General features: G+C 71.9%; 24 protein-coding genes. 9 read left to right on the top strand and 15 right to left on the bottom strand.

The window, feature by feature from the left end:
- Positions 1 to 3: 3 nt before the first annotated feature.
- From ACIQZN_RS10620 to ACIQZN_RS10630, 3 genes are all read right to left on the bottom strand, one after another.
- A complete protein-coding gene (locus ACIQZN_RS10620; protein ID WP_403990391.1) occupies positions 4 to 990 on the bottom strand; it encodes an FAD binding domain-containing protein in 987 nt (328 codons plus the stop codon).
- Positions 987 to 1,559, bottom strand: a complete 573-nt coding sequence (locus ACIQZN_RS10625) for a 2Fe-2S iron-sulfur cluster-binding protein (protein ID WP_403990393.1) — start codon at positions 1,557 to 1,559, stop codon at positions 987 to 989. Before ACIQZN_RS10625 ends, ACIQZN_RS10620 begins: the two co-directional genes overlap by 4 nt.
- A 95-nt stretch (positions 1,560 to 1,654) precedes the next feature.
- Complete coding sequence (locus ACIQZN_RS10630; RefSeq protein ID WP_403990395.1) at positions 1,655 to 2,044, bottom strand: hypothetical protein; 390 nt, start codon at positions 2,042 to 2,044, stop codon at positions 1,655 to 1,657.
- Between the two features lie 207 nt (positions 2,045 to 2,251).
- On the opposite strand from ACIQZN_RS10630, the gene ACIQZN_RS10635 reads away from it, so the two are divergent.
- Together ACIQZN_RS10635 and ACIQZN_RS10640 are read left to right on the top strand one after the other, a co-directional pair.
- A complete protein-coding gene (locus tag ACIQZN_RS10635; protein ID WP_403990398.1) occupies positions 2,252 to 2,584 on the top strand; it encodes a DUF6479 family protein in 333 nt (110 codons plus the stop codon).
- A 133-nt stretch (positions 2,585 to 2,717) separates the two neighbouring features.
- Positions 2,718 to 3,545 carry a VOC family protein gene (locus ACIQZN_RS10640; protein WP_403990401.1) on the top strand — a complete coding sequence of 276 codons (828 nt, stop codon included), beginning with the start codon at positions 2,718 to 2,720 and terminating at the stop codon, positions 3,543 to 3,545.
- Between the two features lie 10 nt (positions 3,546 to 3,555).
- Here the strand turns inward: ACIQZN_RS10640 and ACIQZN_RS10645 are convergent, their stop codons facing one another.
- A complete protein-coding gene (locus ACIQZN_RS10645) occupies positions 3,556 to 4,047 on the bottom strand; it encodes a GNAT family N-acetyltransferase (protein ID WP_403990404.1) in 492 nt (163 codons plus the stop codon).
- Positions 4,048 to 4,091: 44 nt separating this feature from the next.
- A complete protein-coding gene (locus ACIQZN_RS10650) occupies positions 4,092 to 4,496 on the bottom strand; it encodes a DUF1992 domain-containing protein (protein ID WP_403990406.1) in 405 nt (134 codons plus the stop codon).
- Positions 4,497 to 4,712: 216 nt separating this feature from the next.
- On the opposite strand from ACIQZN_RS10650, the gene ACIQZN_RS10655 reads away from it, so the two are divergent.
- Together ACIQZN_RS10655 and ACIQZN_RS10660 are read left to right on the top strand one after the other, a co-directional pair.
- On the top strand, positions 4,713 to 5,318 hold the full coding sequence (locus ACIQZN_RS10655) for a hypothetical protein (protein WP_403990409.1): 606 nt from the start codon (positions 4,713 to 4,715) through the stop codon (positions 5,316 to 5,318).
- Positions 5,315 to 5,914 carry a hypothetical protein gene (locus ACIQZN_RS10660; protein WP_403990412.1) on the top strand — a complete coding sequence of 200 codons (600 nt, stop codon included), beginning with the start codon at positions 5,315 to 5,317 and terminating at the stop codon, positions 5,912 to 5,914. The genes ACIQZN_RS10655 and ACIQZN_RS10660 overlap by 4 nt, the downstream gene beginning before the upstream one ends.
- 72 nt (positions 5,915 to 5,986) lie before the next feature.
- Here the strand turns inward: ACIQZN_RS10660 and ACIQZN_RS10665 are convergent, their stop codons facing one another.
- The 3 genes from ACIQZN_RS10665 to ACIQZN_RS10675 all read right to left on the bottom strand — a co-directional run bounded on the left by ACIQZN_RS10665 (position 5,987) and on the right by ACIQZN_RS10675 (position 7,735).
- A complete protein-coding gene (locus ACIQZN_RS10665; protein ID WP_403990415.1) occupies positions 5,987 to 6,790 on the bottom strand; it encodes a tyrosine-protein phosphatase in 804 nt (267 codons plus the stop codon).
- 181 nt (positions 6,791 to 6,971) lie between these two features.
- Positions 6,972 to 7,271: an SHOCT domain-containing protein gene (locus tag ACIQZN_RS10670; RefSeq protein WP_403990418.1), complete on the bottom strand. Its 300-nt coding sequence runs from the start codon at positions 7,269 to 7,271 to the stop codon at positions 6,972 to 6,974.
- Positions 7,272 to 7,321: 50 nt separating this feature from the next.
- Entirely contained in the window at positions 7,322 to 7,735 is a 414-nt protein-coding gene (locus ACIQZN_RS10675; protein ID WP_403990866.1) for a DUF6325 family protein, read from the bottom strand.
- 211 nt (positions 7,736 to 7,946) lie between these two features.
- On the opposite strand from ACIQZN_RS10675, the gene mutA reads away from it, so the two are divergent.
- Genes mutA through meaB form a run of 3 tightly spaced genes read left to right on the top strand, consistent with a single transcriptional unit; the run spans position 7,947 to position 13,014 of the window.
- The gene (gene mutA, locus ACIQZN_RS10680) at positions 7,947 to 9,803 is read left to right on the top strand and encodes a methylmalonyl-CoA mutase small subunit (RefSeq protein WP_403990421.1); all 1,857 of its coding nucleotides are present in this window, start codon (positions 7,947 to 7,949) and stop codon (positions 9,801 to 9,803) included.
- Positions 9,803 to 12,004 carry a methylmalonyl-CoA mutase gene (gene scpA, locus ACIQZN_RS10685; protein WP_403990424.1) on the top strand — a complete coding sequence of 734 codons (2,202 nt, stop codon included), beginning with the start codon at positions 9,803 to 9,805 and terminating at the stop codon, positions 12,002 to 12,004. Before mutA ends, scpA begins: the two co-directional genes overlap by 1 nt.
- Before the next feature lie 11 nt (positions 12,005 to 12,015).
- Positions 12,016 to 13,014, top strand: a complete 999-nt coding sequence (gene meaB, locus ACIQZN_RS10690; protein WP_403990427.1) for a methylmalonyl Co-A mutase-associated GTPase MeaB — start codon at positions 12,016 to 12,018, stop codon at positions 13,012 to 13,014.
- Between the two features lie 24 nt (positions 13,015 to 13,038).
- On the opposite strand, the gene ACIQZN_RS10695 is transcribed toward meaB, so the two are convergent.
- The 6 genes from ACIQZN_RS10695 to ACIQZN_RS10720 all read right to left on the bottom strand — a co-directional run bounded on the left by ACIQZN_RS10695 (position 13,039) and on the right by ACIQZN_RS10720 (position 21,652).
- Entirely contained in the window at positions 13,039 to 14,400 is a 1,362-nt protein-coding gene (locus ACIQZN_RS10695) for an NAD(P)/FAD-dependent oxidoreductase (protein WP_403990430.1), read from the bottom strand.
- Positions 14,401 to 14,533: 133 nt separating this feature from the next.
- Positions 14,534 to 14,902 (bottom strand): hypothetical protein, encoded by a 369-nt coding sequence (locus ACIQZN_RS10700; protein ID WP_403990433.1) that lies wholly within the window; start codon positions 14,900 to 14,902, stop codon positions 14,534 to 14,536.
- Positions 14,899 to 16,653 (bottom strand): cytochrome c oxidase subunit I, encoded by a 1,755-nt coding sequence (gene ctaD / locus ACIQZN_RS10705; RefSeq protein ID WP_403990436.1) that lies wholly within the window; start codon positions 16,651 to 16,653, stop codon positions 14,899 to 14,901. The genes ACIQZN_RS10700 and ctaD overlap by 4 nt, the downstream gene beginning before the upstream one ends.
- Positions 16,654 to 16,816: 163 nt before the next feature.
- Positions 16,817 to 19,036 carry an NADP-dependent isocitrate dehydrogenase gene (locus ACIQZN_RS10710; RefSeq protein ID WP_403990439.1) on the bottom strand — a complete coding sequence of 740 codons (2,220 nt, stop codon included), beginning with the start codon at positions 19,034 to 19,036 and terminating at the stop codon, positions 16,817 to 16,819.
- 101 nt (positions 19,037 to 19,137) lie between these two features.
- Positions 19,138 to 20,163, bottom strand: a complete 1,026-nt coding sequence (locus ACIQZN_RS10715; RefSeq protein WP_403990442.1) for a glutathione S-transferase family protein — start codon at positions 20,161 to 20,163, stop codon at positions 19,138 to 19,140.
- Positions 20,164 to 20,173: 10 nt separating this feature from the next.
- On the bottom strand, positions 20,174 to 21,652 hold the full coding sequence (locus ACIQZN_RS10720) for an MFS transporter (protein WP_403990445.1): 1,479 nt from the start codon (positions 21,650 to 21,652) through the stop codon (positions 20,174 to 20,176).
- Between the two features lie 98 nt (positions 21,653 to 21,750).
- On the opposite strand from ACIQZN_RS10720, the gene ACIQZN_RS10725 reads away from it, so the two are divergent.
- The gene (locus ACIQZN_RS10725) at positions 21,751 to 22,146 is read left to right on the top strand and encodes a molybdopterin-binding protein (protein WP_018102867.1); all 396 of its coding nucleotides are present in this window, start codon (positions 21,751 to 21,753) and stop codon (positions 22,144 to 22,146) included.
- A 32-nt stretch (positions 22,147 to 22,178) separates the two neighbouring features.
- Here ACIQZN_RS10725 and ACIQZN_RS10730 read toward each other — a convergent pair whose 3' ends face one another.
- Positions 22,179 to 22,724 carry a DUF1697 domain-containing protein gene (locus ACIQZN_RS10730; RefSeq protein ID WP_403990447.1) on the bottom strand — a complete coding sequence of 182 codons (546 nt, stop codon included), beginning with the start codon at positions 22,722 to 22,724 and terminating at the stop codon, positions 22,179 to 22,181.
- 147 nt (positions 22,725 to 22,871) lie between these two features.
- On the opposite strand from ACIQZN_RS10730, the gene dhaK reads away from it, so the two are divergent.
- Positions 22,872 to 23,864, top strand: a complete 993-nt coding sequence (dhaK, locus tag ACIQZN_RS10735) for a dihydroxyacetone kinase subunit DhaK (RefSeq protein ID WP_403990450.1) — start codon at positions 22,872 to 22,874, stop codon at positions 23,862 to 23,864.
- Positions 23,865 to 23,868 lie beyond the last annotated feature (4 nt).

Below are 23,868 nucleotides of genomic sequence, written 5' to 3' on the forward strand. Positions count from 1 at the left end.
TCTTCAGGTGCGGGCGGTGAGTTCGGCGAGGGCGTCGACGGCCAGGTTCCGGGCCAGGCGGACCTTGAACGCGTTGTCGCGCAGCGGGCGGGCCTCGGCCAGCTCGGCGTCGGCGGCGCGGAGGAAGGTCGCGTCGGTCGCGGGTGCGCCGCGCAGGATCTCCTCGGCGGCGCGGGCCCGCCAGGGGCGGTGGGCGAGCCCGCCGAACGCGAGCGCCGCGTGCTCGATGTGCCCGTCGCGTACGCGCAGGACGGCGGCGACGGAGGCCAGCGCGAAGGCGTAGGACGCGCGGTCGCGGACCTTGCGGTAGAGGCAGACCGTGCCGTCGGCCCGGGGTGGCAGCAGCACTTCGGTGACGAGTTCGCCGGGCCGGACGACCGTGTCGGCGTCGGGGTTGTCGCCGGGCAGCCGGTGGAAGCCGGTCACCGGGACGGTCCGTTCGCCCTCCGGCCCGTGCAGCACGACGTCCGCGTCGAGCGCGGCGAGGGCCACGGCCATGTCGGAGGGGTGGGTGGCGACGCACTCCTCGGAGTGCCCGAGGACGGCGAGGTCGCGGTGGCTGCCCTCGCGGGCGGGGCAGCCGGTGCCGGGTTCGCGCTTGTTGCAGGGCTTGGAGGTGTCCTGGAAGTAGAGGCAGCGGGTGCGCTGGAGGAGATTGCCGCCGGTGGTCGCGATATTGCGGAGCTGCCCGGACGCGCCGGCCAGCAGCGCCTGGGACAGGCTGGGGTAGCGGGTGCGTACGGCGGGGTGGGCGGCCAGGTCGCTGTTGCGCACGGTGGCGCCGATGCGCAGGCCCCCCTCGGCGGTGTCCGTGACCTGGTCGAGCGGAAGCCGGCTGACGTCGACCAGCATGCCGGGGGTCTCCACGCCGAGCTTCATCAGGTCGACCAGATTGGTGCCGCCGCCGAGGAACTTGGCGCCCGGGTGGGCGGCGCAGGCGCGCACCGCGTCGGCGACGGTCTCGGCGCGCAGATAGGCGAAGGGCTTCACGACGCCACGTCCTCGATGGCCTCGACGATCCGCGGGTAGGCGCCGCACCGGCAGAGGTTGCCGCTCATCCGCTCCCGGATCTCCTCCGGGCCGAGCCGGGCGGGGACCGCTACGGGGGCGTCGTGCGGGGTGACGTGCGAGGGGTGGCCGTAGTCGGCCTCGGCGAGGACGCCGGCGGCGGAGCAGAGCTGGCCCGGGGTGCAGTAGCCGCACTGGAACGCGTCGCGTTCCAGGAACGCCTCCTGGAGGGGGTGCAGCCGGTCGCCGTCCGCCAGGCCCTCGACCGTGGTGATGCGTGAGCCGTCGTGGGCGACCGCCAGCAGGAGGCAGCTGTTGGCGCGGCGGCCGTCCACGAGGACGGTGCAGGCGCCGCACTGGCCGTGGTCGCAGCCCTTCTTCGCCCCGGTGAGGTCCAGGTGGTGGCGCAGGGCGTCCAGGAGGGTGGTGCGGTGATCGAGGGTGACGGTGCGCTCGGTGCCGTTGATGTGCAGGGTCAGGGTGGCGGAGGGGAGGTCGCCGGGCGCCGGGGATTCGTCGGCGCCGCCCTCCCAAGAACTGGACGGATCCACGCGCGACACCTTTCAGAGAAGTCACATTTGTCCGAGTTCTACCAGATGCGGGCGGCGCATCGGGGCCCCGGCGACCCCCGCACGGGGCGTTCGGCCTACTTGTTCTCCAGCCGCAGCCGCACTTCCTCCTCCTGGTCCCCGGACACCGTGCCCACCACCCGGACGGCGAAGGCGTCGGCCAGCCCGCCCCTGAGCCGGTCCACGGCGTGGTAGCCGCCCTGCACGTCGAGCGTGACGGGGGCGCCGAGGGTCACGGACCCCGAGACCACCCGGGCCTCGGACACGTCGACGGTCGCGGCCCAGGCCGTGGGCCGCCTGCCCGCGGTCTCGTGGGGCACGTCGGCCGAGGAGCGGTCGGTGGTGAAGGCGGCCCTCAGCACGTCGAAGACGATGCGCGCGTCCTCCTCGGGGCACTCGCCGAGGACGACCGACACCTCCTGGTCGTGGTGGTCCTCCGTGGCCTGCTTGTCCTGTGCGCTGTTCACCGGGGCTCCTTCCGAAAGGGCATTGCCGTACTTTCCAGGCTGACCCCGCACACGTCCGACTGCGACAGGAGCGGCCCGGAATCCCCCGCGTGCCCGGCGCGGCCGGGGCTCACACCGCCCGAAACATTTTCGGCGCCCATATCCACTTAAAACATGAATTCGATCGCCGCACCGAGTGACGCCTGTGTCCTGGGGTATCCGGCAAGCATGGACGTTTCGGATGGAGCCCTGAATTCCCTGGCGGTCACTCTCGCGGACGGACGCGGCGCGACGGGCGTCGTGATGGGCGTGATCGGCGTGCTCCTGGTGATCATGCTGATCGGTGCCTTCCTGCTGGGCAAGCGACGGCACGACCAGGAGCTGCCCCCGCCCCGGCCGGACGAGCAGCCGGTCGGCCCCGACCACCGCAGCCACGAGGAGAAGCCGGACGTCCACGGTGACGACCGCTTCCCCGACGACGGCCGGGGCCTTTCGCCGTACGAGCTCGGTGAGCACGGAAACGAGCCGATCCGCCACGAGGACGACGACAAGCGCGACTGACCCGCGCCCCTCGGGGGTGCGGAGGGTGGGCGGCGGCGTCGCGTTTGCGGGAGCGGCCGCCCCCGGCGAGGCTGGTGACGGCCCCGAAGCCCGTCGGCACATCTGCCGCACCCCCGATGAAGGCAGTGGCACCATGACCCCAAGCACCTCCGGTACGGCGCCCGCGCGTGCGGCCCTGACCGGGTCCGCCGCGCCCTGCTGGGTCAATCTGATGACCCGCGATCTGGAGTCCGCCCAGAAATTCTACGGCCCGGTGATGGGCTGGAGCTTCCGCCCGGGCCGGCTCGGCGACGACTTCTCGGTGGCCCGCCGCGGCGATGTGCCGGTCGCCGGCATCGGGGCGGTGGCCACCGCCTTCCGGGTCGCGGTGGCCTGGACGCCCTACTTCGCCGTCCGGGACGCCGATGTGGCCGCCTCCCGCATCCGGGAGCGCAGCGGCACGGTGGCGGTGGGGCCCCTGTCGCTCGGCAAGGGGCGCGGCGCGCTGGCGGCCGACCGGGACGGGGCCGGCTTCGGCATCTGGGAGCGGACCGCTCCGGCGACCTCCCCGCCCGCCCCGGACGGCCACGCGCACGCCTGGCTGCGGCTGCGCACCCGGAGCGCCTTCGACGCCGCGATCTTCTACGGCGAGGTGCTGGACTGGGCGAGCGGGAAGCCGGGGGCCTGCGAGGTGTCGTACGCGAAGGACGAGGTGATCGTCCAGTGCGGGGGCCGCCAGCTGGCCCGGATCAGCTCCGGCGCGGTGGAGGCCGCCCCCGATCCGCTGGTCCGCCCGCACTGGCAGGTCAACTTCCCGGTGGACGACGTGACCCTCGCCGTGGAGCGGGCCCGCGAGCACGGGGGCTCCCTGGTGGAGGAGCTGTCGCACCCCGAGGGCCGGGAGGCGACGCTCCTGGACCCGGACGGCGGGCTCTTCACCGTCACGGACGTCCACCGCGCGTCGGACGCCGACGCGTCCTGACGGAGGTGGCTCAGGCGACCGGCAGCAGCAGCTCGGGCCGGTCCCACATCACCGCCGGGGGCGCCGCCCTGACGGTGCCGGTCCGTTCCGCGCCCATGGTCAGGTAGAAGCCCTCCGCCGGCGGATGCGAGACGACGCGGACGCCGGGCAGCCCCCGCGCCTCCGCCTCCGCCCTCAGGTGGCCGATCAGCAGCCGTCCGGTGCCGGTGCCCTGGGCGTCGTCCGCGACGAAGAGCAGGTCCAGCTCGGGCGGGTCCAGGACGAGCGCGTAGAAGCCGAGCACGCGGTCCGTCGCCTCCTGCACGGCCGCGAAGACCTCATGGGTCTCGATGTAGTCAGGACCCACCCGGTACCCGGCGACCATCGACGCGTAGGGGCCCTCGTAGGCGCGCGACGACCGGACGAGCCGGGTGAGCCGCTTGGCGTCGCGCGCGGTCGCCCGCCTGACGCGGACCGGGCCGCCGGATGCCCGGCGGCCCGTCGGCGTAACGCTTGATCTCATGGGGCGAGTATTACGCATCCCCTGCGGGGATCGGCCCGGGCCCTTCAGGAGGCGGCGCGTCCGGTGCGCCACTCCGCCACGAGGGCGTCCACGTCGAAGGGGCGCAGGTTCAGCAGCGGGCCCGGCGGCGGCCTGCGGACGGCCTCGCGGATCTTGTCGTTCACCTCGTCCAGCACCCGGCGCACTTCGGCCTCGGTCCGGATCTCCGGCAGGCCGGCGACGAGGTCCTCGGCCTCCTTGCGCAGCGCCAGGGCGGGCGGCAGCACGGACACCCCTTCGCGCTGCATCTTCGACTTGATCCACCACGCCTCGTCGTACGGGGCACTCAGCGCCTCGATCGGCTTACCGAACCCGGGCAGCCTGGAGACGTCGCCCTTCCGTTCGGACTCCCGGATCTGCTGGTCCACCCATGATTCGAAGCTGACACCCGCGGGTTTGCGCTCGGTCACCGTGATCCCCTCTCGGAGTACGCCTGCTGCTGCGTCTCCCACCCTACCGAGAGGTCCTCCGGGGCCCGTCGGCAGCGGATGTCGAAGCCGGCGCGTCTCGAACGCGTTCGCCGGGGTACACGAGCGTCACGCCCGGCCGGAAGGCACGCCGGGCAATGAACCCGAAGGGGTGGTGGGAGTGGAACACAGCGACCCGCGGACCGACTACCGCCGGGGGTGGTGACGATGACGACCCTCGTGATCATCCTCGCGGTCGTCGTGGTGGTGGCCGCCGGAGCGTTCCTCGTCTTCGGCCGGAAGAACACCGGCCACGGCCTGCGGCGGCGTTTCGGACCGGAGTACGAGCGTGCCCTGGCCCGGCACGACGGCGACACCAAGGCCGCCGAACACGAACTGAACGAACGGCTGAAGCGGCACGGCTCGCTGGACGAGCGTGCGCTGACGCCCGAGGAGCGGGAGCGCTACCTCGCCCGCTGGGCGCAGGTCCAGGACCGGTTCGTCGACTCGCCGCAGCAGGCGGTGGCCGAGGCCGACACGCTCCTCGCGGAGCTGGCCCGGGACATGGGCTTCCCCGACGGCAAGGACTTCGACGAGCAGAGCGACGCGCTCTCCGTCCACCACGCCAAGCACGTCCACGGCTACCGGCGCGTGCACGCCGCCAAGCGCGGCGAGGGCGACACGGAGCAGCTGCGGACGGCGCTGGTCGAGGCCCGGGGCCTCTTCGACGTCCTCGTGTCCAACGGCACGGACCGCCCGGTCCGCCGGGACAAGCAGCACCACACGGACAAGCACCATCACACGGAAGGAAGTGGCACGGCATGACCAAGGACACCGACCCCACCCCGCGGCCCACGGCCGCGCCCACGAGCCGTCCGGCCACCGAGGACCGGCCCGACCGCGGCGGCTCCCCGTCCTTCTCCGACGACACCTCGGCCCGCCCGCCCCGGACGGCGCCCTCCACTCCCCCGGCCGCCACCCCGGTCCCCCTCGCCGAGAAGGACCTCGGGCACAAGGACACGGGCGGCACGGACCTCGGGCACAAGGAGACCGGCGGTACGGACCTCGGGCACAAGGAGGCCGGCCGTACGGAACGGCCGCGCACCACGGACCACGACGGCCGGGCGCACACCGCGCACGACGGCGCCGAGCGCCTCCTCCCGGCCGGCGACCAGGACAAGCTGACCCAGCGGCTCCACCAGGCGGTGACCGACTTCGTGGAGAGCCCGCACCGGGCGGTGGAGGAGGCCGAGTCCACGTTCGACGCGGTGGTCGCCGGCCTCACGGAGGCGCTCAAGGCGCGCCGCAGCACCCTGCACGTCAGCGAGCGGGACGGAGGCGACCCCGGGACACGGACCGAGGAGCTCCGGATCACGCTCCAGCACTACCGCGACCTCACGGAACGCCTCCTGAAGGTCTGACCCGAGCGGAGACGAAGGCTGCCCCGGCACCGAGCGTGCCGGGGCAGCGTGCTGTGCGGGGAGAGCGACGGGCTACTGGCCGGTGTAGACGACAAGTTCGCTGCGCAGCCGGCGCAGCGTGGGGCCGGGCACGCGCAGGCAGTCGCGTACGTAGCCGTCCAGACCGCCCCAGCGCTCGTCCATGGCGGCCAGGGCCGTTTCGAGGTAGCGGGGGCGGACCTCGACGATCGCCGAGGCGATCTCCGGGTCGCCGCCGGCGTCGAGGAAGCCCCGCACGTACGGCCGTCCGACGACCCGCAGCACCGGGTTCACCGCGAGGAACTCCTGCCGCACGACCTCCCGCGAGGCGCCGAGGATCAGGAGCAGCAGGGCGGCGCCCCAGCCGGCGCGGTCCTTGCCGGTGGCGCAGTGGAAGAGCACCGGCCGCGCGGCGGGGTCGGCGGCCGTGTCGATGAAGGCGCGGTACGCGGCCGCGGCCCCCGGTGAGAGGACGAGCTGCCGGTACGACTGGGCGACCGCCTCCTCCGCCTTGCCGCTGCCCAGCAGCCGTTCGGCCTCGACGGGGTCGGCGAGCAGGGCGCGGAACCGGGCGGGGGTCACGCCCGGGTTGTCGCCCAGCACATCGGCGACGAAGAGCCGGGCGCCGGGCGGCAGGGAGTCGGGGGCCGAGCTCCGCTCGTCGGCGGTCCGCAGGTCGACGACCGTACGGATGCCGAGTGCGGCCACGGCCGCCGCGTCCACCGGGTCGAGGCCGCCGAGCCGGCCGGCGCGCAGCACCACGCCCGGCCGGACCTGCCGGCCCGGGCCCAGCGTGATGCCGCCGAGATCGCGCAGATTGAGGGCGGAAACGGTCGGGACGGCCCTGACGGTTTGCACGATGGATTTCCTCTTTTCCCGGCGCGCATCCGAAATGATTTCGGCCTGGCCGGATCAAAAATCGCATGATGTCGTCACATCGACAAAGTAAAACGCCGGAGATCATCGAACGGCCGGGCGTCGCCGTCATGCGCGCAGGCGGAAGCGGGGTTACGGGGCAGGCGCCCCGTAACCCTCGTGCTCACCCGGCCAGCAGTCGCGCCTTCTGGGCCTCGAATTCGGCCTCGGTCAGAATGCCCTGCTGCTTCAGCGCGGCCAGCCGCTCCAGCTGCCCGACCACGTCGCCGCCCGGGGCCGCCGGTGGTGCGGCGGGCTGCGGGGCGGGCGGCATCGGCTGCTGGGCCTCGTACTGCTCCGCCTCCTGCTGGGCGAACCTGTTCTGCTGGTGCTGCTGGACCCGTCCGGTGACGGCGGACGCGGTACCGGCGATGACGGCCGTGCGCGCGGCGGCCCCGATGAGGCCGGGTCCGCGGCGGTTCATTCCGGGTCCTCGGAAGATCGGCATGGCGTGTTCCCCTTCCCGTGCGGGCGTCAGCTGTCGTGGCCGGCGGCGGAGGCGGCGGCCTCCGCGACCTCGGCGGGAATCCGTTCGTGGGCGACGACCTGTCCGCCCGAGGCCCGGACGGCCTCGGCGAGCGGGACCGCCCAGAGGTCTTCCCACACGATGAGCGCGGCGGAGCTGCCCGGCGGCACGCGCTCACCGAGCAGCCGGATGTCCTCGCTGCTCAGCATGCCGCTGACCTCGCCCTCGACCGGCTCGAAGGAGACCAGGTCGTCGGGGTCCAGATCGTCCAGCTCGACGGCCTGGATCGTGCCGTCCTCGGCTCTCTGCACGAAGGTCAGGTCGAGGATGCGCACCGCCTTCGAGGCGACGGCGTCGGCCAGCGCCGGCGCGATGGCGCCGGTGAAACGGCTGCCGGGAAAGGCGACGACGAGGTATTCCACGGGTCCCACGGTCACGGGCGCGTCCTTTCCACATGAATGGATTGGCAGCAGCATAACTTCGGTCATTTCAGCCCGCATCGCGACGAAACCCCACACATCTCCGAGTGCGCGGCTACGCGACAGTACGTAAAGGATCAAGTGCGCTGGGGGAGGGCAAGGTCACAGGCCGACGCACTGCTCCTCCCCCGGGAGCTGCCCTAGCATCTGGGCCATGACGGTCCAGCCTGCTGACGGGCTTCCGCTGGCCGCCGGATTCCCCGACCCCGCCCATGAGCAGTGGCAGAGCCTTGTCGAAGGTGTGCTGCGCAAATCGGGCAAGGACGTGTCGGGACCGGCCGCCGAGGAAGCACTGTCCACCACGGTGGAGGACGGGCTCATCACCCGGCCCCTCTACACCTCGCGCGACGACGCGCCCGATGCCGGTCTCCCGGGCTTCGCCCCGTTCACCCGCGGCAGCAAGCCCGAAGGGTGTACGGCGGGCGGCTGGGGCGTACGCCAGCGGCACGCGTTCACCGATCCCGCCCGGCTCAACGAGGCCGTGCTCGCGGACCTGGAGAACGGCGTCACCTCGCTGTGGCTCGCCGTCGGGGGCACCGCTGGTGTGCCGGTCTCCGGTCTGGACCGGGCACTCGACGGCGTCCTGCTCGACCTGGCGCCGATCGTCCTGGACGCGGGCGCGGAACTGGACGCCGCCGCCACCGAGTTGCTGCGGCTCCACGCGGAGCGCGGTGTCCCGGCCGGGGAGGTACGGGGCAGCCTCGGCGCCGATCCGCTGGGGCGGGCCGCACGCGAGGGCACGGAGCCCGACCTGACGGAGGCCGTCCGCTGGGCGCGGCGGTGCGCCGAGGAGTACCCCGGGCTGCGCGCGGTCGTCGTGGACGCGATGCCGTACCACGAGGCGGGCGGTTCGGCGGCCCAGGAGCTGGGCGCCTCGCTGGCGACGGGCGTCGCTTATCTGCGGGCGCTGACCGAGGCCGGGCTCGGCGTCGAAGCGGCGTGCGGGCAGCTGGAGTTCCGCTACGCGGCGACCGCCGACCAGTTCCTGACGATCGCCAAGCTGCGGGCGGCGCGCCGGCTGTGGGCGCGGGTCGCCGAGGTCTGCGGGGCTCCCGGCGCCGGGGCGCAGCGGCAGCACGCGGTGACCTCGCCGGTCATGATGACGCGGCGCGATCCGTGGGTGAACATGCTGCGGACCACCCTCGCCAGCCTGGGCGCGGGCGTCGGCGGGGCGGACGCGGTGACCGTGCTGCCGTTCGATCACGCGCTGGGCCTGCCCGACGCCTTCGCCCGGCGCATCGCCCGTAACACCTCCACGATCCTGCTTGAGGAGTCGCACCTGGCGCGGGTCATCGACCCGGCGGGCGGTTCCTGGTACGTGGAGCGGCTGACCGACGAACTCGCCGAAGCGGCCTGGGCGTTCTTCCAGGAGATCGAGCGGGTGGGCGGCCAGGCCGCCGCCCTGGACTCGGGGCTGGTCGAGGAGCGGATCGCGGCGACCTGGGCGGCGCGCAGCAAGGATCTGGCGCGGCGCAAGGAGCCGGTGACCGGGGTGAGCGAGTTCCCGCTGCTGGCCGAACGGCCGGTGGAGCGCGAGCCGTTCCCGGCGGCCCCGGCCCGGGGCGGCCTCCCGGTCGTCCGGCGCGACGAGGCGTTCGAGGCGCTGCGGGTCCGCTCGGACGCCCATCTGGCGGCGACCGGGGGCAGGCCGCGCGTGTTCATCGCCGCGCTGGGCCCGGCGGCGGTGCACACCGCGCGGGTCTCCTTCGCGTCCAACCTGTTCCAGGCGGGCGGCATCGAGCCGGTGCACGAGCCGGTGCGGGTGGACGCGTCGTCGGTGGCCGAGGCGTTCGCCGCCTCGGGGGCGGACGTGGCGTGCCTGTGCTCCAGCGACGCGCTCTACGCCGAACAGGCGGCGGAGGTCGCCGCGGCGCTGGTCGCGGCGGGCGCGCGGCGCGTGTATCTGGCGGGGCGGCCCGGCGCGTACGACGGTGTGGACGAATACGTCTTCGCCGGCTGCGACGCGGTGGCCGTGCTCTCCTCCCTTCTCGACCGGATGGGTGTGGCGTAATGCGTATCCCCGACTTCTCCGACATCGGGCTCGGGCCGGACGGCTCCCCCGAGGTCACCGAGGACCAGTGGCGTGCCGCGGTCAAGGAGTCCTCCGGCAGCTCGGTGGGCGACCTGCTCTGGGAGACCCCCGAAGGCATCGCGGTCAAGCCGCTGTACACCGGGCACGACGTGGAGGGCCTGGACTTCCTCGGTACGTATCCGGGGATCGCGCCGTATCTGCGGGGCCCGTATCCGACGATGTACGTGAACCAGCCGTGGACGATCAGGCAGTACGCGGGTTTCTCGACGGCCGAGGAGTCCAACGCGTTCTACCGGCGCAATCTGGCGGCCGGTCAGAAGGGCCTGTCGGTCGCCTTCGACCTGCCCACACACCGCGGCTACGACAGCGACCACCCCCGGGTGACCGGCGACGTCGGCATGGCCGGGGTGGCGATCGACTCGATCTACGACATGCGCCAGCTCTTCGACGGCATCCCGCTCGACCGGATGTCCGTGTCGATGACCATGAACGGCGCGGTCCTGCCCGTCCTCGCCCTGTACATCGTGGCCGCCGAGGAACAGGGTGTGCCACCGGAGAAGCTGGCCGGGACCATTCAGAACGACATTCTGAAGGAGTTCATGGTCCGCAACACGTACATCTATCCGCCGAAGCCGTCGATGCGGATCATCTCCGACATCTTCTCGTACACCTCGCAGAAGATGCCGCGCTACAACTCGATCTCCATCTCCGGCTACCACATCCAGGAGGCCGGGGCGACGGCCGACCTGGAACTGGCCTACACCCTGGCGGACGGGGTGGAGTACCTGCGCGCCGGACGCGGCGCGGGGCTCGACGTCGACGCGTTCGCACCCCGGCTGTCCTTCTTCTGGGCGATCGGCATGAACTTCTTCATGGAGATCGCGAAACTGCGCGCAGCCCGGCTCCTCTGGGCCAAGCTCGTGCAGCAGTTTGAGCCGAAGAACGCGAAGTCGTTGTCGCTGCGGACGCACTCGCAGACGTCCGGGTGGTCGCTGACCGCTCAGGACGTCTTCAACAACGTCACGCGCACGTGTGTCGAGGCGATGGCGGCGACCCAGGGCCACACCCAGTCGCTGCACACCAATGCTCTGGACGAGGCGCTGGCCCTGCCCACCGACTTCTCCGCGCGCATCGCCCGCAACACCCAGCTCCTTCTCCAGCAGGAGTCCGGCACCGGCCGGGTCATCGACCCGTGGGGCGGCAGCGCCTACGTCGAGAAGCTGACCTACGACCTCGCGCGCCGGGCCTGGCAGCACATCGAAGAGGTCGAAGCCGCAGGTGGCATGGCCAAGGCCATCGACGCCGGCATCCCGAAGCTCCGCATCGAGGAGGCCGCCGCCCGCACCCAGGCCCGCATCGACTCCGGCCGCCAGCCCGTCATCGGCGTCAACAAATACCGGGTCGAGACCGACGAGCAGATCGACGTACTCAAAGTCGACAACTCCTCAGTGCGCACCCAGCAGATCGAGAAACTGCGCCGACTGCGCGAGGAGCGCGACGAGCAGGCGTGCCAGGACGCTCTGCGCGCGCTGACCACGGCCGCCGAGCGCGACCCGGGTCCCGGCCTGGAGGGCAATCTGCTGGCGCTGGCCGTGGACGCGGCGCGCGCGATGGCGACCGTGGGCGAGATCTCGGACGCCCTGGAGAAGGTCTATGGCCGGCACGCGGGCCAGATCCGTACGATCTCCGGTGTGTACCGCAACGAGGCAGGGGAGTCGCCGTCCGTGGACCGCACCCGCACACTGGTCGACGCGTTCGAAGAGGCGGAGGGGCGCCGTCCGCGCATCCTGGTCGCCAAGATGGGCCAGGACGGGCACGACCGCGGTCAGAAGGTGATCGCGACCGCCTTCGCCGACCTGGGCTTCGACGTGGACGTCGGCCCGCTGTTCCAGACGCCGGGCGAGGTCGCCCGGCAGGCGGTCGAGGCGGACGTGCACATCGTGGGCGTCTCGTCCCTGGCCGCCGGCCACCTCACGCTCGTCCCCGCGCTCCGCGAGGAGCTGGCCGCCGAGGGGCGCGAGGACATCATGATCGTGGTGGGCGGGGTGATCCCGCCGCAGGACGTGGACGCGCTCCTGGAGGCGGGCGCCGCGGCCGTGTTCCCGCCCGGGACGGTGATCCCGGAAGCGGCCCACGACCTGGTGACGCGGCTCGGTTCCGCGCTCGGCCACGAGCTGTGAGCCGCTGAGCCATGGCCCCGAGGATCGATCTCGACAGTTATGTGAAGGGCGTGCTCGACGGGAAGCGCGCGCACATCGCGCGCGCCATCACCCTCGTCGAGTCCACCCGGCCCGACCACCGGGCGCTCGCCCAGGAGCTGCTGCGGCGGCTGCTGCCGCACTCGGGCCACGCCCGGCGCGTCGGCATCAGCGGTGTGCCCGGGGTCGGCAAGTCGACGTTCATCGACGCGCTCGGCACCATGCTCACCGGGCTCGGGCACCGGGTCGCCGTGCTTGCGGTCGACCCGTCGTCCAGCCGGACGGGCGGTTCCATCCTGGGCGACAAGACCCGGATGGAGCGGCTCGCGGTGGATCCGAACGCCTTCGTGCGCCCCTCCCCCACCGCCGGCACGCTGGGTGGGGTGGCGAAGGCGACCCGCGAGTCCGTCGTGGTGATGGAGGCGGCGGGCTACGACGTGGTGCTGGTGGAGACCGTCGGTGTCGGCCAGTCGGAGACGGCGGTCGCCAACATGGTCGACACGTTCCTGCTGCTGACCCTGGCGCGCACCGGTGACCAGTTGCAGGGCATCAAGAAGGGCGTCCTGGAGCTCGCGGACGCCATCGCCGTCAACAAGGCGGACGGCCCGCACGAGCGCGACGCGCGGGCCGCCGCCCGTGAACTGGCGGGCGCGCTGCGGCTGATGCACCCGGCGGACGCGGCGTGGACCCCGCCGGTCCTGACGTGCAGCGCCCGCGAGTCGACCGGTCTCGACACGCTGTGGGAGCGGCTGGAACAGCACCGGGCACTGCTGGAGTCGACCGGCCGGCTCGCCGCCAAGCGCAGCGAGCAGCAGGTGGACTGGGCCTGGACGATGGTGCGCGACGAACTCCTGGAGAGCCTGCGCTCCCACGCCGGGGTGCGGGCGGTGGCACCCGGCCTGGAGCGCCGCGTGCGGGAGGGGACGCTCCCGGCGACGCTGGCCGCCGAGGAGATCCTCAACGCGTTCCGGGGCTCCGGCCCGGTGGTCTGAGCCGCCGCCGCCCGCCGCGCCCGGTCACATCCGGGTGTGGAGGGCGGCGGTGTGCTTCCGGACCTGTTCCGGGGTGAGGTAGCTGTCGGTGTACTCGAAGTCCCGCAGCGTCGCCGGCTTGCGCATCTGGAAGCCGGTGCGGACGAAGTCGTCTCCGGCGGCGGCGTTGATCAGCCAGTTCGCCATGACGCGGGCCTTGGCCACGTTGGTGCGCAGCGCCGACCAGTGGTAGCCGCGCGCCACGGCCTGGGCGGCGATGCCGTGCATCTCGATGCCGAGCGGCTTGGACACGGCGTCCTTCCCGCCCAGGTCCACGACGAGCCCGAGGTCCTTGTGGACGTACGGCTGGAGCGGCTGGTTGCGCAGCTTCGCGAGGAGGTTGTCGGCGAGCTTGCGGCCCTGGCGCTGCGCGTGCTGGGCGGTGGGCGGGCAGACCGCGCCGTCGCCCTTGGCCAGGTCGGGCACGGCGGCCACGTCGCCGAGCGCGAAGATGCCGTCATGGCCCGGCAGCACCATCTCGGGCGTCACGGCGAGGCGGCCCTTGACGGTCTCCGCGTCGAAGGTGCCGACCAGCGGGCTGGCGGCGACCCCGGCGGTCCAGATCAGCGTCCGGCAGGGCAGCACCCGGCCGTCGGTGAACGTCACGGTGTCGGGCCCGGCCTCGGCGACGGACACGCCGAGCGACACCTCGATGCCCCGGTCGCGCAGCACCTTGAGGGCGCTGGCGCCCAGTTTGTCGCCCAGCTCGGGCATGAGCTTCGGGGCGATGTCGATCAGGTGCCACTTGACGAGCTTCGGGTCGAGGCGGGGGTAGTGCCGCAGCGCGTTGGTGGTGAGCCGCTGGAGGCAGGCCGCGGTCTCGGTGCCGGCGTATCCGCCGCCGACGACGACGAACTGGAGCCGGGAGGCCCGCTCCTCCTCGTCGTGGCTGGCGTCCGCGAGGTCGAGCTGCGCGATGACGTGGTCGCGTACGTAGGCCGCCTCGGCCAGCGTCTTCATGCCGCGGGCGTGGTCGAGGAGCCCGGGGATGTCGAAGGTCCGGGTGACGCTCCCGGGGCTGAGGACGAGGTGGTCGTACCGTTCGTTGACGATCTCGTCGGTGATCTTGCGGATCACGCACACCTTCGCCTCGGGGTCCACGCCGATGGCCCCGCCGGGAATGATCCGGGTGCGGTGGCGGCTGCTGCGGCGCAGCGAGAGCGCGACGGACTGCGGGGTCAGCACCCCGGACGCCACCTGGGGCAGCAGGGGCAGGTAGAGCTGGTACGAGAACGGGGCGACGAGCGAGACGTCCGCTTCTCCGGGCCGCAGCCCCCGCTCCAGACGGCGTACGCACTCGACCCCGGCGAAACCGGCTCCGACTACGAGAATCCTGGGTCGTGCCACAGTGATCGTCCCTTCTGGGGGTCTGCACGGTCGTCCGTTCGCCTGCCCCGTCACACGCGCCCGTCACCTCTCATCTTCACGACCGGGCGCCGAGTGCGCCTGCTGGGACGGCAGAACGGACGACCGCGCCGGCTCACCTGGCCAGATAGGTGACCACGCCGCAGGCGCCGCCCGCCGCTCCCGCGCAGACCACGGCGGCGGCGACACAGCGGGCGCGCAGCCTGCGGTAGCGCTCGGTGTACTCGCCGCGCAGTTGCAGGGCGCGAGCCGAGATCCGGGCCAGCACCACCCGGGATTCGGCGGTCCGCTCGGCGGTGTAGACCCGCTCCACGTCCTCGCGCTGGGCGGTGGTGAGCCAGGGCAGCTGTTCGGTGAAGCGGCGGGCGAGCCTCCGTGCCTGCTCGACCTCGGCGTTCCACAGCAGGTAGCCCTCCATCTGGGCCAGTCCCCGGGCGCTCTCGCTGTCCGGGTCGGCCGCCGCCCGCCTCTCCTCGCCGCTCACGCCTGCTTGTCCCCCGGCGCCACCGTCACGGAGGTGTGGGGCCGGGTCGCGGCCTCCTCCAGCTCCCGTACGGCGGGGTGGTGCAGGTCGAACGCCGGGGATTCGGAGCGGATACGGGGCAGGGTGACGAAGTTGTGCCGGGGCGGCGGGCAGGAGGTCGCCCACTCCAGCGAACGGCCGAAGCCCCACGGGTCGTCGGCCTCGACCTGCTTTCCGTACTTGGCGGTCTTCCAGACGTTGTAGATGAAGGGCAGCATCGACAGGCCGAGCAGGAAGGAGGAGATGGTCGAGATGGTGTTCAGCGTGGTGAAGCCGTCCGCGGCGAGGTAGTCCGCGTACCGGCGGGGCATGCCCTCGGCACCGAGCCAGTGCTGCACCAGGAACGTGCCGTGGAAGCCCACGAACAGCGTCCAGAAGGTGATCTTGCCGAGCCGCTCGTCCAGCAGCTTCCCGGTGAACTTCGGCCACCAGAAGTGGAACCCGGCGAACATCGCGAAGACGACGGTGCCGAAGACGACGTAGTGGAAGTGCGCGACCACGAAGTACGAGTCGGAGACGTGGAAGTCGAGCGGCGGGGATGCCAGGATCACCCCGGTCAGACCGCCGAAGAGAAACGTCACGAGGAAGCCCACCGACCAGAGCATCGGTGTCTCGAAGGACAGCGAGCCCTTCCACATGGTGCCGATCCAGTTGAAGAACTTCACCCCGGTGGGCACCGCGATCAGGAACGTCATGAACGAGAAGAACGGCAGCAGCACCCCGCCGGTGACGTACATGTGGTGGGCCCACACCGTGATCGAGAGCCCGGCGATGGCGGTCGTCGCGGCCACCAGGCCGATGTAGCCGAAGATCGGCTTGCGGCTGAAGACCGGGATGATCTCGGAGACGATGCCGAAGAACGGCAGAGCGATGATGTACACCTCGGGATGGCCGAAGAACCAGAAGAGGTGCTGCCACAGCAAGGCGCCGCCGTTGGCCGCGTCGAAGACATGGGCACCGAACTTGCGGTCCGCCTCCAGCGCCAGGAGTGCCCCGGCGAGCACCGGGAACGCCAACAGCACCAGCACGGCGGTCAGCAGGACGTTCCAGACGAAGATCGGCATGCGGAACATCGTCATGCCGGGCGCCCGCATGCAGATGATCGTGGTGACGAAGTTGACCGAGCCGAGGATCGTGCCGAACCCGGAGAAGGCCAGACCCATGATCCACAGGTCACCGCCGATCCCGGGCGAGCGGACGATGTCGGTCAGCGGCGAGTAGGCGAACCAGCCGAAGTCGGCGGCGCCGTTCGGGGTGAGGAAGCCGGCCACCGCGATGAGGGAGCCGAAGAGGTACAGCCAGTACGCGAACATGTTCAGGCGGGGGAACGCCACGTCGGGCGCGCCGATCTGCAGCGGCATGATCCAGTTCGTGAAACCGGCGAACAGGGGCGTCGCGAACATCAGCAGCATGATCGTGCCGTGCATCGTGAACGCCTGGTTGAACTGCTCGTTCGACATGATCTGCATGCCCGGCCGGGCCAGCTCGGCGCGCATGAACAGGGCGAGCAGCCCGCCGCCGAGGAAGAACGCGAACGAGGTGACCAGGTAGAGCGTGCCGATCGTCTTGTGGTCGGTGGTGGTCGCCCACTTGATGACGACGTTGCCGGGCTCCCTGCTGCGCACCGGCAGCTCGTTGGAGTACGACTCCTCGTCCTCGGCCGTACCTGGTGTGCCCGTCGTCGTCACGGGGCCGCTCCTTCGCTTGTGCATCCGTGTTACCGGATGCAGCAAACCAGCGAAGGGGGCCCGTCGCGCGGCCCGGCACCCGCCGGGGCACGACATTCACCCGTCAGGGGGGTGAGAGCCCTGCTCTCTCAACACGCCGACGCCCCGGCGCGGCGGAAGCCGGCCGGGGCGTCGGGTGGCCTTCGGGTCAGGCGAGGCTCGCGATCGCCTGGTTGAACGTCGCGGACGGACGCATGACGGCCGCGGCCTTGGCCGGGTCGGGCTGGTAGTAGCCGCCGATGTCGGCCGGCTTGCCCTGGACCGCGATCAGCTCGTCCACGATCGTCTGCTCCTGCTCGGCCAGCGTCTTGGCGAGCGGGGCGAACGCGGCGGCCAGTTCGGCGTCGGCGGTCTGCTGCGCCAGCTCCTGGGCCCAGTACAGGGACAGGTAGAAGTGGCTGCCGCGGTTGTCGATGCCGCCGAGGCGGCGGGAGGGCGACTTGTCCTCGTTGAGGAACGTGGCCGTGGCCCGGTCCAGCGTGTCGGCGAGGACCTGGGCGCGGGCGTTGCCCGTGGTCTGCGCGAGGTGCTCGAAGCTGACGGCGAGGGCCAGGAACTCGCCCAGGCTGTCCCAGCGGAGGTAGTCCTCCTTGACGAGCTGCTGCACGTGCTTCGGCGCGGAGCCGCCGGCGCCCGTCTCGAAGAGGCCGCCGCCGTTCATCAGCGGGACGACGGAGAGCATCTTCGCGCTGGTGCCGAGCTCCAGGATCGGGAAGAGGTCCGTCAGGTAGTCGCGGAGCACGTTGCCGGTGACGGAGATGGTGTCCTCGCCGCGGCGGATGCGCTCCAGGGAGAAGGCGGTGGCCTCCTGCGGGGTCATGATCTCGATCCGAAGGCCCTCGGTGTCGTGCTCGGCGAGGTACGTCCTGACCTTCTCGATGAGCTGCGCGTCGTGCGCGCGGTCCTCGTCGAGCCAGAAGACGGCCGGGTTGCCGGTCGCGCGGGCGCGGGTGACGGCGAGCTTGACCCAGTCCTGGATCGGCAGGTCCTTGGTCTGGCACATGCGGAAGATGTCGCCGGCGCCGACGGCCTGCTCCAGCACGGCGTTGCCGGCGGCGTCCACGACGCGGACGGTGCCGGTGGCGGGGATCTCGAAGGTCTTGTCGTGGCTGCCGTACTCCTCGGCCTTCTGCGCCATGAGGCCGACGTTGGGCACGGAGCCCATCGTGGCCGGGTCGAAGGCGCCGTTGGCGCGGCAGTCGTCGATGACGACCTGGTAGACACCGGCGTAGCTGCTGTCCGGGAGGACGGCGATGGTGTCGGCCTCGTTGCCGTCCGGGCCCCACATGTGGCCGGAGGTGCGGATCATGGCCGGCATGGAGGCGTCGACGATGACGTCGCTGGGGACGTGGAGGTTGGTGATGCCCTTGTCGGAGTCGACCATGGCGAGGGCAGGGCCCTCGGCGAGCTCGGCCTCGAAGGACTCCTTGATCTTCGCGCCCTCGGGCAGGGCCTCCAGGCCCTTGAGGATGCCGCCCAGACCGTCGTTCGGGGTCAGGCCGGCCGCGGCGAGCACGTCACCGTGCTCGGCGAAGGTCTTCGGGAAGAAGGCGCGTACGACGTGGCCGAAGATGATCGGGTCGGAGACCTTCATCATCGTGGCCTTGAGGTGCACGGAGAAGAGGACGCCCTCGGCCTTGGCGCGGGCGATCTGGGCGGTGATGAACTCGCGCAGGGCGGCGACGCGCATGACGGACGCGTCCACGACCTCGCCCGCGAGGACCGGGACGGACTCGCGCAGGACGGTGGTGGTGCCGTCGTCGCCGGCGAGCTCGATGCGCAGGGTGCCGGGCTCGGCGATGACCGCGGACTTCTCGGTGGACCGGAAGTCGTCGACGCCCATGGTGGCGACGTTGGTCTTCGAGTCGGCGGTCCAGGCGCCCATGCGGTGCGGGTGCGTCTTGGCGTAGTTCTTGACCGACGCGGGGGCGCGGCGGTCGGAGTTGCCCTCGCGCAGGACCGGGTTGACGGCGCTGCCCTTGACCTTGTCGTAACGGGCGCGGACGTCCTTGTCCTCGTCGGTCTTCGGGTCGTCCGGGTAGTCCGGGAGGGCGTAGCCCTGGGCCTGGAGCTCGGCGATCGCGGCCTTCAGCTGCGGGATGGAGGCCGAGATGTTCGGCAGCTTGATGATGTTGGCGCCCGGAGTGGTGGCCAGCTCGCCGAGCTCGGCGAGAGCGTCGTCGATGCGCTGGTCCTCACGGAGGCGCTCGGGGAAACCGGCGATGATCCGGCCCGCCAGGGAGATGTCCCGGCTCTCGACGGTGACACCGGCCTTGGAGGCGTACGCCTCGATCACGGGCAGGAACGAATACGTCGCCAGGGCCGGGGCCTCGTCGGTGTGTGTATAGATGATGGTCGAGTCAGTCACCCTGTGCTCCGCTCCACGTCTGCAACATTGCTTGACATCAAGATATCTCGTGGGCGGCGCGGGCTCGACAGGGCCCTGCCCCAGACCGGCCGGATCCCGCGCTACGGACGGCCCTCGGCCGGGATCTCCTCGCCGGGCGGTACGGGTCCGGGCGGGGTGCCGTCGCCGAAGGGGCGGCCGCCGAGCTGTTCGCGGTGGTGCGGGGTCAGCCAGCCGGAGAGGTCGGGGCCCGCGGGCACGATGCCGGTGGGGTTGATGCCGGTGTGCACCCGGTAGTAGTGCTGCTTGATGTGGTGGAAGTCGACCGTGTCCCCGAACCCGGGGGTCTGGTAGAGGTCCCTGGCGTACGCCCACAGCACCGGGTCCTCGGAGATTTTCCGGCGGTTGCACTTGAAGTGGCCGTGGTAGACGGCGTCGAAGCGGACCAGGGTGGTGAAGAACCGGATGTCGGCCTCGGTGATCGTGTCGCCGACGAGGTAGCGCCGGTCGGCGAGCCGTTCCGACGTCTGCTCAAGGCGGCGGAACAGCGCCTCGTACGCCTCCTCGTACGCCTCCTGGCCGTCCGCGAACCCGGCGCGGTAGACCCCGTTGTTGACGTCCCGGTAGATGCCCTCCATCACCTCGTCGATCTCCGCGCGCAGCGGCTCGGGGTAGAGGTCGGGCGCGCCGGGCCGGTGCAGGGCGGTCCACTCGGTGGCGAGGTCCAGGGTGATCTGCTGGTAGTCGTTGGTGACCAGCTTGCCGCTGGGCACGTCCACGATCGCCGGGACGCTGACGCCGCCCGGGTAGCCGCGCTCGCGGGCGTCGTACGCCTCGCTGAGGTAGCGGATGCCGAGCACCGGGTCCCGGCCGTCCGGGTCAAGCGTGAAGCGCCAGCTGCGGTCGTCCTGGAGCGGGTCGGTGACGGCGAGCGAGAGCGCGTCCTCCAGGCCGAGCAGCCGGCGGGAGACCAGGGCGCGGCTGGCCCAGGGGCAGGCCCGGCTGGCGACGAGCCGGTAGCGGCCCGCCTCGACGGGCCAGCCGTCGCGGCCGTCGGAGGTGATGCGGTCCGCGAAGTGGCTGCGGGAGCGCTTGAAGGGCTTGTGGCCGTACGAGCTGTTGCCGTCGGTGCCGGCGGAGTCGTTCATCGCGTTCTCCTCAGGAGGCGGCTGCGGGTGGGGAGTGCTGTGTACGGCGTCTGCCCCGTCGGCCGCCGCCCACGTCGGCGACCGCGACGAGCAGGGCGCCGACGACGAAGGCGACGGAGACGATGAGCCCGTGGTCGTACGCGTCGGACCAGCCGTCGCCGCCGACCTGGGCGAAGAACACCGCTCCGACGGCGGCGATCCCGATGGCGGAGCCGACGCGCTGCCCGGTCTGGAGGGTGCCGCCGGCGCTGCCCGCGGTGGCCACCGGCACCTCGGACAGGGTCAGGGTCTGGTTGGGGGCGATGACCAGGCCGCTGCCGAGCCCCGCGAAGAGCAGCGGGGCCGCCATCGCCCAGCCCGCGCCCCGGCCGGGCACCAGGTGGACGGCGAGCGCGGTGGCCCCGAGCCCGATGGCCACGGCGGCCAGGCCGACGACGACGAGGGGGCGGCCGAAGCGGCCGACGAGCCGGCCGCCGGGGCTCGCGGCGACGGCGGAGCCCAGGGCGAAGGGGGTGATGGCCAGACCGGCCTGGAGGGCGGTGTAGTGCAGACCGCTCTGGAGATAGAGGGTGGTGATGAAGAAGATCGAGGTGAATCCGGCGAAGTAGAGCAGGATGAGCAGACAGCCCAGCCAGTACGAGCGGACCTTGAAGAGCCGGAGGTCCACGACCGGCTGGGTGCCGCGCCGGCCGCACCGGGACTCCCAGCCGACGAACGCGGCGAGCAGCGCCACGGCCAGGATCAGCAGCAGCCACTTCTCGTCGCCGGGCCACTGGCGGGACTGGACGAAGGGCAGCAGCAGGGCCAGGACCCCGCTGCCGAGCAGCAGCACGCCGAGCGGGTCGAGGTCGCGCAGCCGGACCGGACCGGCGGACGGGGTGTCGGGCAGCAGGCGGCGGGCCAGCAGGAGGCAGACGAGACCCAGCGGCAGGTTGACGTAGAACACCCAGCGCCAGCCCTCCTCCGCTCCGGCCGCCTGGATCAGCAGGCCGCCGAGCAGCGGGCCGACGGCGGTGGAGATGCCGACCACCGTGCCGAACATGCCGAAGGCGCGACCGCGCTCCCGGCCCTGGAACATCTGCTGGATCAGGGCGGAGATCTGCGGCGAGACCATGCCGCCGGCCAGCCCCTGGACCAGCCGGGCGATCACCAGCCACATGCTGGACTGGGCGGCGCCGCAGGCCGCGGAGGACAGCGTGAAGAGCGTGAGCCCCGCCATGAACACGGCGCGCCGGCCCCGGGCGTCGCCGAGCCGCCCGGCCGGGATGAGGAACAGGCCGAAGGCCAGGGCGTAACCGGACAGGACCCATTGCAGGTCGGACTCCGGGGTGTGCAGCCCCTCCTTGATGGAGGGGAGCGCGACGTTGACGATCGAGACGTCCAGGAGGGTCATGAAGCCGGCGACCAGGCAGACGGCGAGCGCCTGCCACCGTCGCGGATCGGGCGTGTCGTGCCCGTCGGAACCCCGGTCCCCCGCGCTGTCTGCCATGGTTCGCACCCTAGGACGCGCGCCCGGATTCCTCATCCCGGCTGGTCCACCCGGCCGTGCCGCGTACGCGTGGTCGCGGGCCGGTTAGGGTACGGCGCATGCAGTCGTACACGATCGGGCAGGCGGCCCGGCTCCTGGGGGTCAGCCCCGACACCGCCCGGCGCTGGGCCGACGCGGGGCGCGTCGCGACCCACCGCGACGAGGGCGGCCGCCGCCTCATCGACGGCCGGGACCTGGCGGCGTTCTCCGTCGAGGTCGCGCAGAACGGGGCGGGCGACGAGGAGGTCTCGTACACCTCCGCGCGCAACGCGTTCGCGGGCATCGTGACCGCCGTGAAGCTGGGCGATGTGGCCGCGCAGGTCGAGATCCAGGCGGGGCCGCACCGGCTGGTGTCCCTGCTGACCAGGGAGGCCGTGGAGGAACTGGGCCTGGAGGTCGGTGTGCAGGCCACCGCCCGGGTGAAGTCGACCAGCGTGCACATCGACCGGGCCTAGGGCCTGTCCGGCGGATCTTCGCGGGACAGGCCCTAGGCGGTTCCCTTCTTGGCCGCGGCGAGGATCTTCGCCGTGGTGTGGAAGAAGCGGGTCGTCGCGTCGCGGCCCAGGACGCCTTCCTGGAAGCCCTTGAGGGCCGGTGCCTTGCCGTTGATCAGGTGCCAGACGACGAAGGCGTCGTGGTCGGTGTGGCCGATGATCTCCATGTCCTTCTTCGGGGAGAGCATCGGCAGGTCCAGATCCGACGGGATGCGCTCGGTCGTGAACACGACGCAGAGGCGGATGTCGTCGGTGACCGTGACGTCCTTGAACGGGTCGAGCGCGATGAGCGCCTCCAGCTCCGGAACCGTGCGCAGGCACACCGCGACGTCGTAGCCGAGGGCCCCGGCGAGATGGTCGCCGATCCGGGCGGCGAGTGCGGCCCGGTCGGTCTCCTCGGACTCGAAGAAGACGTTGCCGCTCTGAATGTAGCTGCGCACGGACGCCAGACCCAGCTCCGTGAAGAGTCCGCGCAGCCGCTCCATCTTCACGGAGCGGCCCGGCACGTTCAGCCCTCGGAGCAGCGCGATGTACAGCAAATCCGGTCACCTGTTCCTGCGGGAGGGGGCGCGGGGCGCGGCGGACGCCGACAGCGTAGTCCCGCCGTCTTCGCAGCGGCACGATCACGGCCTACGGTGGGAACGGTTCACGCCGTCCGGGTCCGACAGCTCTCCTGGGAGATTCCGTTGCGCATGCTGATCAACGTCCCCGAAACCGTGGTGGCCGACGCGTTGCGCGGAATCGCCGCCGCCCATCCCGAGCTGACCGTCGACGTGGAGAACCGGGTCGTCGTACGCCGGGACGCGCCCGTGGCCGGGAAGGTGGCCCTGGTCTCCGGCGGCGGGTCGGGGCACGAGCCGCTGCACGCCGGGTTCGTCGGGCCCGGGATGCTGTCGGCGGCGTGTCCGGGCGAGGTGTTCACCTCACCGGTGCCGGACCAGATGGTGCGGGCGGCGGCCGCCGTGGACAGCGGCGAGGGCGTGCTCTTCGTCGTCAAGAACTACACCGGGGACGTCCTCAACTTCGAGATGGCTGCCGAGCTCGCCGAGGAGGAGGGACTCCGCGTCGAGCAGGTGCTCGTGGACGACGACGTCGCGGTGACCGACAGCCTGTACACCGCCGGCCGCCGGGGCACGGGGGCCACCCTGTTCGTGGAGAAGATCGCGGGCGCGGCGGCCGACGAGGGCGCCGCGCTGGACCGGGTGGCCGCGATCGCCCGGAAGGTGAACGAGTCCTCGCGCAGCTTCGGCGTGGCCCTCAGCTCCGTCACGACCCCGGCGAAGGGCTCCCCCACCTTCGATCTGCCCGCCGGTGAGCTGGAACTGGGCATCGGCATCCACGGCGAACCGGGTCGGGAGCGGCGGGCGATGATGACCTCCGGGGAGATCGCTGACTTCGCCGTGAACGCGGTCCTGGACGACCTGCGGCCCAGTGGCCCGGTGCTCGCCCTGGTCAACGGCATGGGCGCGACCCCGCTGCTGGAGCTGTACGGGTTCGGCGGCGAGGTGGACCGGGTGCTGCGGGAACGGGGCGTGGTGGTCGCTCGTACGCTCGTGGGCAACTATGTGACCTCGCTGGACATGGCGGGCTGTTCGGTGACGCTGTGCCAGGTGGACGAGGAGCTGCTGCGGCTGTGGGACGCGCCGGTGGAAACGCCGGCGCTGCGCTGGGGACGCTGATCCG

It is taken from the genome of Streptomyces sp. NPDC097595 (assembly GCF_044761525.1).
Lineage (GTDB): Bacteria > Actinomycetota > Actinomycetes > Streptomycetales > Streptomycetaceae > Streptomyces > Streptomyces drozdowiczii_A.